The organism is Streptosporangium sp. NPDC006930 (genome assembly GCF_040635605.1).
Lineage (GTDB): Bacteria > Actinomycetota > Actinomycetes > Streptosporangiales > Streptosporangiaceae > Streptosporangium.
In genome coordinates, this window is record NZ_JBEYID010000015.1 from 130,464 (window position 1) to 143,843 (window position 13,380).

The window sequence follows — 13,380 nt, forward strand, 5'->3', positions numbered from 1 at the left end:
AACTAAGGGCATGCCGGAGTACATCTACACGCTGCAGCGCGTGCGCAAGGCGCACGGTGACAAGGTCGTCCTCGACGACGTGACGCTGTCGTTCCTGCCGGGCGCCAAGATCGGTGTCCTGGGCCCCAACGGCACCGGGAAGTCGACGCTGCTGAAGATGATGGCGGGCCTGGAGCAGCCGTCCAACGGCGACGCCCGGCTCATGCCCGGCTTCACCGTCGGCATGCTTCAGCAGGAGCCCCCCCTCAACGAATCCAAGACCGTCCTCGGCAACGTCGAAGAGGGTGTCGCCGAGACCAAGGCGATGCTCGACCGCTTCAACGAGATCGCCGAGCTGATGGCCACCGACTACAGCGACGAGCTGCTCAACGAGATGGGCAAGCTTCAGGACGCCCTCGATCACCGCAACGGCTGGGATCTCGACAGCCAGCTGGAGCAGGCGATGGACGCCCTTCGCTGTCCTCCGCCGGACGCCGAGGTCACCCAGCTCTCCGGTGGAGAGCGCCGCAGGGTCGCCCTGTGCAAGCTGCTTCTGGAGCAGCCCGACCTGCTGCTGCTCGACGAGCCCACCAACCACCTCGACGCCGAGAGTGTCCAGTGGCTCGAATCCCACCTGGAGAAATACCCGGGCACCGTCCTGGCCGTCACCCACGACCGCTACTTCCTGGACAACGTGGCCACCTGGATCCTGGAGCTCGACCGGGGCCGCTGCCACCCCTACGAGGGCAACTACTCCACCTACCTGGAGGCGAAGGCGGCGCGGCTCAAGCTTGAGGGCCAAAAAGACGCCAAGCGCAAGAAGCGCCTGGAGGAGGAGCTGGAGTGGGTCCGCTCCAACGCCAGGGCCCGCCAGACCAAGAGCCGGGCGCGTCTGCAGCGCTACGAGGAGATGGCCGCCGAGGCCGACAAGCACCGCAAGCTCGACTTCGAAGAGATCCAGATCCCGCCGGGCCCGCGCCTGGGGACCACGGTGATCCGGGCCGAGAAGCTCACCAAGGGCTTCGAGGAGCGGGTCCTGATGGAGAGCCTCTCCTTCGACCTCCCGCGTAACGGCATCGTCGGCATCATCGGCCCGAACGGTGTGGGAAAGACCACCCTGTTCCGGATGATCACCGGCAGCGAGACGCCCGACAGCGGCGAGATCGTCATCGGCGACACGGTCAAGATCTCCTACGCCGACCAGAGCAGAGGAGGGATCGACCCTTCCAAGAACGTCTGGGAGGTCGTCTCCGACGGGCTCGACTACATCAAGGTCGGTCAGGTCGAGATGCCGTCCCGCGCCTACATCGCGGCGTTCGGGTTCAAGGGTCCTGACCAGCAGAAGAAGTCGGGCATCCTGTCCGGCGGAGAGCGCAACCGGCTCAACCTGGCGCTCACCCTCAAGCAGGGCGGCAACGTGCTGCTGCTCGACGAGCCCACCAACGACCTCGACACCGAGACGCTCTCCAGCCTGGAGAACGCGTTGCTGGAATTCCCCGGCTGCGCGGTCATCACCTCGCACGACCGGTGGTTCCTGGACCGCATCGCGACCCACATCCTCGCCTGGGAAGAGGGCTCGAACTGGTTCTGGTTCGAGGGCAACTACGCCGACTACGAGAAGAACAAGGTCGAGCGCCTGGGTGCCGACGCGGCCAGGCCGCACCGGGTCACCTACCGCAAGCTCACCCGCGACTGATCCCCTGATCCCCCTTTCCGGAGACCGGCCCGGAGATCGGCCGGGTCTTCGGGCAGGGGTGTCGCATCTGGCGCGGGACTGTCCGCGACGGGTGCGGTGTCGTCGCGCCGACGGGCTTCCGACGTACCGCCGTACGGCGGCGCGTCGGGGCCCGCTACGGTTTTGGGTGTGTTTGGACAGAGCATCGTGGACGGCGTCGGCCGTGGCCACCGGCATGTGTTCCCCAGGGCCGTGAGGTTCGCCGACATCGACTCACTGGGACACGTCAACAACGTGCGGTTTCTCGACTACCTGGAGGACGCGCGGCTCGCGCTGTTCCATGTCGATCCTCGGCGTGAGGGCAACGAGCCCTTCCAGGGGCTCGTGATCGCCAGACACGAGATCGACTATGTGCGGCCCCTCACCTTCCGACCCGATCCGGTCCGGGTGGAGTCATGGGTGACGGAGATCCGGCCGGTGCGGTTCACCCTCGTGTACGAGATCCGCGACGACGAGGAGATCTTCGTCAGGGCTCGCTCGGTGATCGTGGCCTACGACGTGGAGAAGGCCTCCCCTCGACGGCTGAACCAGGACGAGCTCGCCTACCTGGACAGGTTCGTCACGGGCTGAGGGCGCCTGCCACCAGATATACGCCGGTGGCAGGCGGTCTGTCAGGCCTCAGGAATGTGCAGCCACGCCGCGGTGTCCGGCAGGAGAAGGTGACCTTCCACCGGGGCGCTGCCGATCAGGACACGGTCGTGCGGCGGCAGTCGCACCGGCTCGGAACCGCAGTTGATGACGCAGGTGAGCGGACCCCGGCTGAAGATGAGGGCGTCCTCGGGGGCGTCCAGCCAGATGATCTCGTCCGGCAGCGTGCCGCGGAGCTCGCGGCGGGCGCGCAGAGCCTCCTGGTAGAAGCCGAGCGTCGAGCCCGGGTCGTTCGACTGGCGCTCGGCGGAGAGCGCGGCCCACTCGACCGGCTGTGGCAGCCAGGGCCGTGTCCCCTCGGGCGAGAAGCCGTAGGGCTCGGCCGCACCGGACCAGGGGATGGGGACCCGGCAGCCGTCGCGGCCGGCCAGCTCTCCCTTGGAGCGGGCGAAGATCGGGTCCTGGCGGGCCTCCGGGGGAAGATCCTTCACCTCGGGGAGGCCGAGTTCCTCCCCCTGGTAGAGGTATGCCGACCCCGGCAGGGCGAGCATCGCGAGCAGGGCCGCGCGGGCACGGGCGAGACCCGTCGTGGAGTTGGTGAGGCCGTCGCCGTACCGGGTCACGTGGCGGATCACGTCGTGGTTTGAAAGGACCCAGGTGGGGGCGGTTACGGCGGCGAGCGTGTCATCGATGATCTTCTTGAACGCGGGCCCTGACCAGGGCGCTTCCAACCAGGCGAAGTTGAAGCTCTGGTGCAGCTCGTCGGGGCGGACGTACAGGGCGAGATCCTCGGCGGAGTCGGTCCAGACCTCGCCGATCGCCATCCGCTCGCCCTCGTAGGAGTCGAGCACCTTGCGCCAGTCGCGGTAGACCTCGTGCACCTCGGGCCGCCCCCAGATCGGCGACTCGGCCTTGAACGCCTGGTCCTCCGGCGGGGTGTCCGGCAGCCCTTCGGCCTTGTAGAGGCCCATCGCGACGTCGATCCTGAACCCGTCCACCCCGCGGTCGAGCCAGAACCGCAGCACGTCGAGAAACTCGGAGTGGACCTCGGGATTGCGCCAGTTGAAGTCGGGCTGTTCGGGGGCGAAGAGGTGGAGATACCACTGCCCGTCGGGAGTCTTGCTCCAGGCGGGGCCGCTGAAGGTCGACTGCCAGTTGTTGGGAGGGGACTCCCCGCCGTCCTGGAAGATGTAGCGGTCGCGCCCCTCGCCTCGCAGGGCGGCCTGGAACCACTCGTGGGCGGAGGAGCTGTGGTTCGGGACGATGTCGACGATCACCCGCAGCCCGAGCCGGTGCGCCTCGGCGACGAGTTCGTCGAAGTCGGAGAGCGTGCCGAAGAGCGGGTCGACGTCGCGGTAGTCGGCCACGTCGTAACCGCCGTCGGCCATGGGGGAGCGGTAGAAGGGGGTCAACCAGATCGCGTCCACGCCGAGCTCGGCAAGATACGGCAGGCGCTGCCGGATGCCGGGCAGATCGCCGACGCCGTCTCCGGAGGCGTCGGCGAAGCTGCGAACGTAGATCTCGTAGACGACGGCATCACGCCACCAGGGGGTTTCCATGAGCATGGGTTGCCCCAGGCCGGTGGGGTTTATGCGTGGCAGACCCCGGCCTTACCGTGGTTTATGCGTCGGGGGTGTTTACCATGCTGTGCGCCGCGTACACGAGATAGTCCCAGAGGCGTTTCTCCAGCTCGTCGGGGAGCTGCAGGGAGGTCACCGCGTCGTGCATGTGGCGGAGCCAGGCGTCGCGCTCGGCCGAGCGGATGACGAACGGGTTGTGCCGCATCCGCAGCCGGGGGTGGCCCCGCTGCATGCCGTAGGTGTTGGGACCGCCCCAATATTGGATGAGGAAGAGCCTGAGCCGCTCCTCGGCGCCTTCGAGGTCTTCCTCGGGATACAGCGGCAGGAGGATCGGGTCGGTGACCACTCCCTGGTAGAAGCGGTGCACCAGACGCCTGAAGGCCTCCTCGCCGCCAACGGCGTCGTAGAAGGACTGGGATTCCTCGGGGGTAGCGGACACGTCATCCAGCCTAATTGACGTCAGGAGGCGATCGTGATGCCGGCGCGGTCGAGGGCGAACTTGATCCGCAGGCGGAGCTCGCGGGCGACCTCGCCCTGCCGGGAGGGGAGGGTCTTGGCGCTGACCCGGAAGATGACCGCGGTGTCGGAGATCTGCTCGATGCCCCAGACCTGGGGCTCCTCGACGATGACGCTGTCGCGGAAGGCGGGCTCGTTCCACATCTCGTCGGCGACCTCCTTGAGGAGGTCGCGGACCACGGGGATCTCCGAGGCGTACGCCACGGGCACGTCGACCGTGGCGCGTGCCCAGCCCTGGGACTCGTTGCCGACGCGGGTGATCGTGCCGTTGCGGATGTACCAGACGCGGCCGTCGCTGTCGCGCAGGCGGGTGATGCGCAGGGTGACCGCCTCCACGGTGCCGATCGCGGTGCCCGTGTCGATCACGTCACCCACGCCGTACTGGTCCTCCAGGAGCATGAACATGCCGGCGATGAAGTCCTTGACGAGCTCCTGGGCGCCGAAGCCGATCGCGACGCCCAGAATGCCGACGCTGGTCAGCAGGGGGGCGATGGGGATGGAGAGGCGTTCGAGGATGGTGAGCGCGGCGGTGCCCAGGATGATGATCGAGGCGACGTGCCTGAGCACCGAGCCGATGGTCTCGGCCCGCTGCCTGCGCCGTTCGGCCACGATCGCGTCGAGGCCCTCGGGGGCGACCGTCTCCCTGCCGCGCAGCCGTCCCGCCAGGGAGGTGCGCTCGGCGGACGCCCGGCGCACGATCCGGCCGATCAACCGGTGCGACAGGTTGCGCAGGATGAGCGCGATGGCCACGACCAGTGTGATGGCGATCAGCCACGCGATCACGGGGGCCACCCAGTCGACGGACGTGGGGATGAGCATCTTCACGAAGTCGCAGATTACTCCCCCACCGTCTCCGCACCCTTTTGTCAGGCCCGCACTCGCGTCGAGGAGGTCCTCGACGACGGCTTCCGCCCCGGATGTCGGGGTGACGCTGGGAGTGGGGGTGACACTGGGGATGGGAGTAGGGATGGGTGTGGGGGAGAGCAGGAACACGGAGTGGATCCCTTTCGGATCGGATCGACAGGCTGACTGGGTGAGTCATGGGACCCACCCATCTTGCCGATCAAACCGGCCTCCGTCACATCACGCCGGGGAAGACGGGGACATCCTGGTCTGGAGCCGCGGAGGCGGACCCGGATGCCCCTGGTGACGGGGTGACCCGGCACGGGGCACGCACCCGGAAGCGTGTCCCGTGCCGTTCCCGAAAGGGATCCCTCCTACTCACCGCCCGGACGAGAGACCGGACGGCAGCCTGTGCTTTGCAGCGGTTCGTGGGCTTCGGCTCGCGGGGAGCCTCAGCGCTTTTCGTGGAACGGCGGCCCGCGGGTGCGGGCCTGACGATTCGGAGCCGGCGGGGTGCCCAGCGTCCGAAGACGCTCCGCACCGGATCACCCCGCCGGCTCCGTCGGGCCGCGGTAGGCGCGGCACACCGGGCGAATGAGCGCCCGTTGTGCCGCTCACCTCACTCTCCTACCGCGGCTAGCACGCGTGCGACCTTGGTCGCGGCACCGGCGGGGTCCTCCACCGTGTGCATTCGTTCGCCCCAGGACCACCAGTAGTACCAGTCCCGATGGCTGGGGGTGGCCTGCGCCCTGCAGGTGACGTTCTCCGCCAGGCTGGTCGCCTTCGGATTGATCACACGCACGAACGCACGGCCCGAGTGGGTCCGCACCACGCGGGCGTGCAGCCCGCGACAGTCAAGCTCCGTTACCAGCCGCTCAAGGTGCTGGAAATCGTCTTCACCCACCTCGTCCCTCCTCGTGCTCTCGGATTGCCGGCACCGAATCGTGTTCGTCCGATCACGCTTCCGATGCTGCCCGCCAAAGATGACTCACAGCGGCCCTACGGGTCAATTCAGGGAAAACCCAGTTCAGGGTGGGCGATGTGCCAAGTGGGTTGAAAGAAACAGTCCTTCGGAGGACGATTCTTAGCCAGCGGCTTTATTGGCGTGTTCCGGATGAGTCAAACGTGGTCCATCATTCTCGGTAGGCGCAGTGCGACCGAAAGATCACACTGCGTCAAGGGAGATGGGGATCCGGTCGGGAGCCAGTGTGCCAGCCAGCCCAGCTGGTCACGAGAGAGGGGCCGGTATGTCCGGCAGGCAGCACAGGGAGACAGAGTTAGCGAGGCAGGTTCGGGCCCGTGGCCTGGCAGCCGGGAAGTCCTCGGCGCAGATAGCCGAGGAAATATATGAAAAGTGTAGTTCGCAATTCGGGACCACTCGGATAAAAGGTCACCGCCTCGCGCATGGTGTCGCTCTCGCGGACGTCATCGAACAGATACGGGCGCTGTTCGAACGCGACGGCAAGGCGCCCCCCGGCATCGGGGAGACGCTCCTTTCCGCGTACGAGAGCGGGCTGAAGCGGCCCGGCCCCGAATACCTGCACTACCTGTGCTCCGCCTACCGGGTCGAGCCCGCCTCCCTCGGGTACGACGGCCCGTGCATCTGTGGCCACGGCCACAAGATGCCCGGTGCCGTTCGAGGTGATCTCCAGGATGGAAGACCCGACATTTCCCCTGGTCCGCGTGAGCTGCTGATCCAGCCGATCGGCGCCGACCCTCCCGCGGACGGGGGTGAGGAGGACGAGAACGTGCTACGGAGGACGCTCTTACAGCTCCTGGCCGGCGGCGGCATCGCGCTGGACGGGCAGGTGCTCGGATCGGTGGAAAGCATGCGCAGGCGGATGGACGACACGCTGGTTTCGGCCACCGTCTCACCCGCGATGCTCGATCAGTGGGAGGAATCCACCATCGGCTTCGGCCGCCAGTACATGAACACCCCCCCGCTCAGGCTGCTGTGCGACGTGATGCTCGAATTCGCCGCGGTGCGCAAGGCCATGGAGCGGCACCAACCGGTCGACCTGCAAGAACGGCTGTGCCGCATGGCGGCGAAACTCGCCGGTCTGAGCGGCATGATCATGATCAATCTCGGCGACCACAGGCTCGCGCGGTCCTTCTTCAGGACCGGCAGGACCGCGGCGGACGAGACCGGCGACCGGGCGCTGAGGGCGTGGGTCACGGCGAGGGAGGCTCTGGTCCCCCTCTACTACGGCGACCCGCGTGAGGCTCTCAACCTCGCCAGGAAGAGCAGGGACCTGGCCGGGCAGACGCCCTGTGCGGCCCAGGTCATGGCCCCGGTGGTCGAGGCCCGCGCGCTGGCGATGATGTCGGGCTCGGGCAAGAAGGACGTGGTCGACCAGGCGAAGCGGGCGCTGTCGAGGGCGAGGGCCGCCTTCTCCCAGATGTCCGCCACGGACCAGGACGACTCGACCTTCGGCTACACCGAGCGCCAGCTCTACTTCCACCAGGGAGACGCGCTCGTCAAGCTCGGGCAGGCGATGGAGGCCGATCTCATCCTGGAGCAGGCGCTCACCAAGTACGGCCCGACCGACTGGCTCGACCCGACCTTCATCAAGTTCGACCGGGCCCAGTGCAAGATCCTTGAGGGTGATGTGGACGAGGCGCTGGAGATCGCCCACCGTACGGTCCTGGGCCTTGACGAGAGTTGCCGGCCCGACATCCTCATGCAGCGCGCCCACGAGGTGGGCAAGCAGGTCGAGGTGAAGGTCCCCGGCCATCCCAAGCTCAAGACCTACATGGAGTCGCTGCGCAGCCGCGGCACGTCGACGGAGGATCCGGTGACCGACAGGAGTGGCACTTGAAGCCGAGGCTTCGGCGTTATCGCTGGTCCGACCTGGAGTCCGTATGGGCGCTTCACCAGATCTGCCTCGCGCAGGTCGGTCTCGCGCCGGGGGACGGCGTCTACTACGAGGACGACTTCCCGAGGATCCACGAGATCTATCTCGCCGACCGGGGTGAGTTCCTCGTGGGCGAGACGCCCGAGGGGCGCGTCATCACGATGGGCGGTCTGCGCCGTGTCGACGACCAGACCGCCGAGATGTGCCGCATGCGGGTCCATCCGGAGTTCCAGCGTCGCGGATTCGGTGCCCAGATGGTGCTCGCGCTGGAGATGCGGGCCACCGAACTCGGTTATGTACGTCTTCGCGGTGACACCACCATGAATCAGCTCGCGGCGATGGAGCTCTATCGTAAGTTCGGCTGGCACGAGGTCCGCCGGGAAGAACGAGGGGGGTGTGTGGTGATTTACGGAGAAAAAGACCTAATAGCCGCTATGTCCTCTTTAACTAAGTGATCTATATTTATGGATATCTTTCGGTTTGGTATTGCCTATTTCGGAAATATCCGAATAATTATTTTCATACCTACCGCCATTCCCTGGTGAGTGCGATGAAAAAGATCATTGTCAACAAAGTCGGCGTGTCGAGACTGGGTGGCGCTGCCGGCACCATCCACAAGGGATGAGATTCTTCCCCGTCGAGAGAATCCTCCTCCAACGGTCGCGGCCCTCGATCCGAGAGATCGAGGGCCGCGCAAGCTTTTCTTGTCCGCCTGTTCGTGCACTTTTCTGGCCGATGGCCGGTTCATCCCAGCAGTCTGAGGCGGGAGACGACCTCCGGCAGGTCAGGAGGCTCCAGGGAGCCGGGGAGATCGACCATCTCCGCCGGTGAGAACCAGTCGCAGCCAAGGTAGGTGATGTGCTCCTCGGCGGTGAACGCTCCGGTGCTCACCTCGGGGGTGCCCTCGAACCTCGCCAGATAGAACCGCTCCGTCTTGGCGTAGTCGACCCCGATCCAGCGGAACTCCCTGCGTACCGGCACCCACAGGTTCAGCACCGCCTCGCCCGGCAGTCCCGTCTCCTCGGTGAGTTCGCGCCGCGCGGCCTGCAGGGGGGTCTCGCCCGGGTCGATCCCGCCGCCCGGCGGTTCCCAGAGGGTCTGGCCGCCGACGGGGTCGCGCCAGTGCATGAGAAGCACCCGGCCTGCCCCGTCCACACAGATCACCCGGGCCGCGGGCCTGTCGCTCGGCTGAGGGGTGTCCGCGGTGTCTGGGGTCTCCACAGGGCGGGGGTCCATAGGGTGGGAGTCCATAGAGCAAGGGACGATAGCACCGCTGTCCGCCCATCGGATCAGCGCCTCGGACGGTTCCGGGGACTTCCTTGACTCCCGATACCGGCCGGTCCCGGGTGCTCCGACGGTCAGGGCGAGACCGAGTGGTTGTGGTGGTTCCGGGTGTCTGTGGTGGCCTTGAGGTCTCGTGGCCCGCCACGTGCCGGACGGCCGGATGCGGCGGCGGGATTCGCTGTACCCTGCCCAGGTCAGGTGCGAGCACCGTACGATCCGACCTCTTAAGCTCAAGGGTGAAGGCATGAGTTCCAGGGCCGAGTTTGTGTTGACGCTGTCCTGCCCGGACCGTCCAGGAGTGGTGGCCGCGGTCTCCGGTCTCCTCGCCGGGCGGGGATGCAACATCATCGAGAGCCAGCAGTTCGGTGACGCCGTGGCCGAACGGTTCTTCATGCGGGTGCAGTTCGCCTCTCCGCTGTCCGACGGGGAGCTGCGCGAGGCCTTCGCCGCGCTCGCCCCCGAGTTCGGCATGGATTTCAAGCTGCGCGACGTCTCGGTCAAGCCGCGCGTGCTGGTGATGGTGAGCAAGTTCGGCCACTGCCTGAACGATCTTCTGTACCGGATGCGTTCGGGCCTGCTCGACATCGAGATCGTCGCGGTCGTCTCCAACCACCCGGACCTGCGGCCGCTGACCCAGTCGTACGGCATCGACTACCACCACCTGCCGGTCACCCCCGAGACCAAGCCCAGACAGGAGGCGGAGGTCATCACCCTGGTCGACCACTACCGGGCCGACCTGGTGGTGCTCGCCCGCTACATGCAGGTGCTGTCGGAAGACCTCTGCGTCAAGCTCGCGGGCAATGTGATCAACATTCACCACTCGTTCCTGCCGTCGTTCAAGGGCGCCAAGCCCTACCACCAGGCGCACTCCCGCGGTGTGAAGCTGATCGGCGCGACCGCGCACTACGTGACCGCCGACCTTGACGAGGGCCCGATCATCGAGCAGGAGGTCGCCCGGGTCAACCACACCCACTCCGCGGACGACCTCGCCGCCATCGGCCGTGACGTCGAGTGCCAGGCTCTGGCGCGGGCCGTCCGCTGGCACACCCAGCAGCGCATCCTGCTCGACGGCCACAAGACGATCGTTTTCCCACGCTGACCGCGTTTTCCGTACGTACCGCCGCATCGCGGGTCAACGGCCATATCCGATCCGGTGCGGCGGGTGATCATCCAGGGCCGATCGGGGGGACGTGTGGAACGCGGGGTCGGCGAGGCGACCGATCACCGCGTCCGGTGGCCGGGTTTCCGAGGGCTGACGCCGGTGACGTCCTCGGGGTGGGAGACGCCGTAGGGGCGTCCCCTCTCGTCGACGCCGGTCTTCTCGCGACCCTTCTCCTTCCTCCGGGAGGCGATCTTCTCGGCACCGCGGTTCTCGCTGGTGCCGACGCCGAGGGGTGACCGGGCCTTGGTGTCGGTGGAGGGAACGCCCTTGCGCTCCACCTTGGACACCACGCGGGGCGGCCCCTTGTCATCCGGAGGGGTGCCGAAGGCCAGGTTGCCCGACCTCACGACCTCCTCGCTCGCATGGCCCACGTCGCGGGAGTGGCCGCCCTTCTCGCCCTTACCATTCCGGCCCTTTTCTCCGTATTTGCGTTTGTCGTTCATGTCCGGCACCTCTGGATTTGTTCGGTGGTCAGCAGATTCTCGGTAGCGGGTCGCCGACCAGCAGGTCGACGATGCGGGTGCCGCCGAAGGAGGTTCTGAGCAGGACCAGTCCCGGCGGGTCGTCGGCGATCCGCCCGATGATCGCCGCGTCGGAGCCGAGCGGGTGGGAACGGAGTGCGGCCAGGGCCACCTCGGCGGAATCCCCGGCCACCACCGCGACCATCCGGCCCTCGCAGGCGACGTAGAGCGGGTCGATCCCCAGCAGCTCGCACGCCCCCCGTACGGCGGGACGGACCGGCACCGCGTCCTCGTCGAGGACGACGGCGACCCGCGAGGCCTCCGCTATCTCGTTGACGATCGTCGCCACCCCGCCCCGGGTCGCGTCGCGCAGGCAGCGCACCGTGCCGCCGCCGCCGTCCTCAGCGCCGCAGGCGTCCAGCAGCAGGTCGACGAGGGCGTTGAGCGGAGCGGTGTCGGAGCACAGGTCGGCCTCGATGTCGAGTTCTCCCCGGGCGAGCATGATGGTGATCCCGTGCTCGCCGATCGGCCCGGACACGATGACCGCGTCCCCCGGCCGCGCGGAGGCGGCACTCAGCCGGACGGGCCGGTCGAGCATCCCGACGCCGGAGGTGGTGACGTAGCAGCCGTCCGCCTTGCCCCTCTCCACGACCTTGGTGTCACCGGTGACGATCCACACGCCCGCCACCCGCGCCGCCTCAGCCATCGAGGCGGTGACGCGCCGCAGGTCGGCCACCGGAAACCCCTCTTCCAGGATGAACCCCGCCGACAGGTAGCGGGGGCGGGCCCCGCACATGGCCAGGTCGTTGACGGTGCCGTTGACCGCGAGGTCGCCGATGTCGCCGCCGGGGAAGAACAGCGGAGTGACCACGAACGCGTCGGTGGTGAGGGCGAGCCCGTCGATGACCGCGCCGTCCTCCAGGGGCTCCAGCATCGGGTTGCGGAACGACTCCAGGAACACCGCCTCGATCAGGGTCCTGGTGGCCTTGCCTCCCGCGCCGTGCGCCAGGGTGACGAGGTCCTCCCGCACGCGCGCCCCGCGTCGCCGTACCCGCTCGATCCGGTCCAGCACCCGCTGCTCCCGGACGCGCGTCTCCTCCCTCGGGTCCTTCAGGTCCGGTAGGTGTCCGCGGCCGGGTGTCTCCTCCCTCAGGCCCGGCACCTGCCACCCGTCGGGTGGTCCCGGGGGGGCCATCTCCCGTACGGCGTACTCCTCGGTCCGCCCGTCGCCGCCTTCTGCGCCGTTCACGTCCGGGTCGCCTCCCTGACGCGCTCGCGCGAGAACCGGCCGAAGTTGTAGTACGCCGCGCAGGCGCCCTCGGACGACACCATGCACGTGCCGATCGGCGTCTCCGGGGTGCACGCGGTACCGAAGACCTTGCACTCCCAGGGCTTGAGCACTCCCTTGAGCACCTCGCCGCACTGGCAGGCCTTCGGATCGGCCACCCTCCCGCCCGGAATCCGGAAGATTCGCTCGGCGTCGAAGGCGGCGTACCGCTCGGTGACCCTGAGCGCCGACTGCGAGATGAAGCCGAGCCCGCGCCATTCGAAGTACGGCCGCAACTCCATCACCTGGCCGATGACGCGCAGGGCCTTGAGGTTGCCCTCCCGCGGGACCACCCGGGAGTACTGGTTCTCCACCTCGGAACGGCCTTCCGACAGCTGCAGAAGGATGCGGTAGACCGTGTGCAGCACGTCCAACGGCTCGAAACCGGCGACCACCATGGGCTTGCCGTAGGTGCGCGCGACGAACTCGTACGGCTGGCAGCCGATCACGGTCGAGACGTGGCCCGGCCCGATGAACCCGTCAAGGCGCAGGTCGGGAGAGTCCAGGATCGCCTTGATGGCGGGGATGATCGTCACGTGGTTGCAGAAGATCGAGAAGTTCTCGATCCCCTCGGCCTCGGCGCGCAGGACCGTCATCGCCGTCGAGGGCGCGGTGGTCTCGAACCCGATGGCCATGAAGACCACGCGCCTTTCCGGGTTCTGTCGGGCGATCTTCAGGGCGTCCAGCGGGGAGTACACCATCCGGATGTCGGCCCCCCGCGCCTTGGCGTCGAGGAACGAGCCGTTCCCGCCCGGCACCCGCATCATGTCGCCGAACGACGTCATGATCACGTCCGGCTGTCCGGCGATGTGGACGGCGTCGTCCACCCTTCCCATCGGGATGACACAGACCGGGCAGCCGGGACCGTGCACCAGGGTGACGGCCTCGGGCAGGTAGTCCTCCAGGCCGTGCTTGTAGATCGTGTGGGTGTGCCCACCGCACACCTCCATGAACTTGTAGTCCCGGCCCGGCTCGCACAGCGCGGCGATCCGCGCGGCGAGCATCCGGGCCTTCTCGGCGTCGCGGTACTCGTCGACGAAACGCATCGGC

General features: G+C 67.5%; 13 protein-coding genes. 5 read left to right on the forward strand and 8 right to left on the reverse strand.

Annotated elements, in window-relative coordinates:
• The first annotated feature begins 10 nt into the window (after nt 1-10).
• Together ettA and ABZ664_RS25275 are read left to right on the forward strand one after the other, a co-directional pair.
• Nucleotides 11-1,675 (forward strand): energy-dependent translational throttle protein EttA, encoded by a 1,665-nt coding sequence (ettA, locus tag ABZ664_RS25270; RefSeq protein ID WP_362514790.1) that lies wholly within the window; start codon nt 11-13, stop codon nt 1,673-1,675.
• A gap of 168 nt (nt 1,676-1,843) precedes the next feature.
• Complete coding sequence (locus ABZ664_RS25275) at nt 1,844-2,284, forward strand: thioesterase family protein (protein WP_362514793.1); 441 nt, start codon at nt 1,844-1,846, stop codon at nt 2,282-2,284.
• Between the two features lie 41 nt (nt 2,285-2,325).
• Here ABZ664_RS25275 and ABZ664_RS25280 read toward each other — a convergent pair whose 3' ends face one another.
• The 4 genes from ABZ664_RS25280 to ABZ664_RS25295 all read right to left on the reverse strand — a co-directional run bounded on the left by ABZ664_RS25280 (nt 2,326) and on the right by ABZ664_RS25295 (nt 6,145).
• Entirely contained in the window at nt 2,326-3,861 is a 1,536-nt protein-coding gene (locus tag ABZ664_RS25280; RefSeq protein ID WP_362514991.1) for a glycoside hydrolase family 13 protein, read from the reverse strand.
• A gap of 61 nt (nt 3,862-3,922) precedes the next feature.
• Complete coding sequence (locus tag ABZ664_RS25285) at nt 3,923-4,321, reverse strand: globin (protein ID WP_362514796.1); 399 nt, start codon at nt 4,319-4,321, stop codon at nt 3,923-3,925.
• A 20-nt stretch (nt 4,322-4,341) separates the two neighbouring features.
• Nucleotides 4,342-5,217 carry a mechanosensitive ion channel domain-containing protein gene (locus ABZ664_RS25290; RefSeq protein ID WP_362514993.1) on the reverse strand — a complete coding sequence of 292 codons (876 nt, stop codon included), beginning with the start codon at nt 5,215-5,217 and terminating at the stop codon, nt 4,342-4,344.
• 643 nt (nt 5,218-5,860) lie between these two features.
• Nucleotides 5,861-6,145, reverse strand: coding sequence for a hypothetical protein (locus ABZ664_RS25295; RefSeq protein ID WP_362514799.1), 285 nt, complete (start codon nt 6,143-6,145; stop codon nt 5,861-5,863).
• 343 nt (nt 6,146-6,488) lie between these two features.
• On the opposite strand from ABZ664_RS25295, the gene ABZ664_RS25300 reads away from it, so the two are divergent.
• Together ABZ664_RS25300 and ABZ664_RS25305 are read left to right on the forward strand one after the other, a co-directional pair.
• The gene (locus ABZ664_RS25300; RefSeq protein ID WP_362514802.1) at nt 6,489-8,060 is read left to right on the forward strand and encodes an XRE family transcriptional regulator; all 1,572 of its coding nucleotides are present in this window, start codon (nt 6,489-6,491) and stop codon (nt 8,058-8,060) included.
• Nucleotides 8,057-8,551 carry a GNAT family N-acetyltransferase gene (locus ABZ664_RS25305; protein WP_362514805.1) on the forward strand — a complete coding sequence of 165 codons (495 nt, stop codon included), beginning with the start codon at nt 8,057-8,059 and terminating at the stop codon, nt 8,549-8,551. The genes ABZ664_RS25300 and ABZ664_RS25305 overlap by 4 nt, the downstream gene beginning before the upstream one ends.
• Nucleotides 8,552-8,840: 289 nt before the next feature.
• Here ABZ664_RS25305 and ABZ664_RS25310 read toward each other — a convergent pair whose 3' ends face one another.
• A complete protein-coding gene (locus ABZ664_RS25310; RefSeq protein ID WP_362514808.1) occupies nt 8,841-9,317 on the reverse strand; it encodes an NUDIX domain-containing protein in 477 nt (158 codons plus the stop codon).
• 307 nt (nt 9,318-9,624) lie between these two features.
• Here ABZ664_RS25310 and purU point away from each other — a divergent pair, with 307 nt between their 5' ends.
• Entirely contained in the window at nt 9,625-10,479 is an 855-nt protein-coding gene (purU, locus tag ABZ664_RS25315) for a formyltetrahydrofolate deformylase (protein ID WP_362514811.1), read from the forward strand.
• Nucleotides 10,480-10,601: 122 nt separating this feature from the next.
• On the opposite strand, the gene ABZ664_RS25320 is transcribed toward purU, so the two are convergent.
• The 3 genes from ABZ664_RS25320 to hypD are packed head-to-tail and all read right to left on the reverse strand — an operon-like array spanning nt 10,602 to nt 13,376.
• Nucleotides 10,602-10,985: a hypothetical protein gene (locus ABZ664_RS25320; protein ID WP_362514814.1), complete on the reverse strand. Its 384-nt coding sequence runs from the start codon at nt 10,983-10,985 to the stop codon at nt 10,602-10,604.
• 28 nt (nt 10,986-11,013) lie between these two features.
• Nucleotides 11,014-12,252, reverse strand: a complete 1,239-nt coding sequence (hypE, locus tag ABZ664_RS25325) for a hydrogenase expression/formation protein HypE (protein WP_362514817.1) — start codon at nt 12,250-12,252, stop codon at nt 11,014-11,016.
• Nucleotides 12,249-13,376 (reverse strand): hydrogenase formation protein HypD, encoded by a 1,128-nt coding sequence (gene hypD, locus ABZ664_RS25330; protein ID WP_362514820.1) that lies wholly within the window; start codon nt 13,374-13,376, stop codon nt 12,249-12,251. The genes hypE and hypD overlap by 4 nt, the downstream gene beginning before the upstream one ends.
• Nucleotides 13,377-13,380 lie beyond the last annotated feature (4 nt).

What these genes read in the sequence shown, in the direction of transcription:
- ABZ664_RS25280 (WP_362514991.1), bottom strand. Translation starts at nt 3,861, where the DNA reads ATGGAAACCCCCTGGTGGCGTGATGCCGTCGTCTACGAGATCTACGTT.
- ettA (WP_362514790.1), top strand. Translation starts at nt 11, where the DNA reads ATGCCGGAGTACATCTACACGCTGCAGCGCGTGCGCAAGGCGCACGGT.
- hypD (WP_362514820.1), bottom strand. Translation starts at nt 13,376, where the DNA reads ATGCGTTTCGTCGACGAGTACCGCGACGCCGAGAAGGCCCGGATGCTC.
- purU (WP_362514811.1), top strand. Translation starts at nt 9,625, where the DNA reads ATGAGTTCCAGGGCCGAGTTTGTGTTGACGCTGTCCTGCCCGGACCGT.
- ABZ664_RS25300 (WP_362514802.1), top strand. Translation starts at nt 6,489, where the DNA reads ATGTCCGGCAGGCAGCACAGGGAGACAGAGTTAGCGAGGCAGGTTCGG.
- ABZ664_RS25290 (WP_362514993.1), bottom strand. Translation starts at nt 5,217, where the DNA reads ATGCTCATCCCCACGTCCGTCGACTGGGTGGCCCCCGTGATCGCGTGG.
- ABZ664_RS25320 (WP_362514814.1), bottom strand. Translation starts at nt 10,985, where the DNA reads ATGAACGACAAACGCAAATACGGAGAAAAGGGCCGGAATGGTAAGGGC.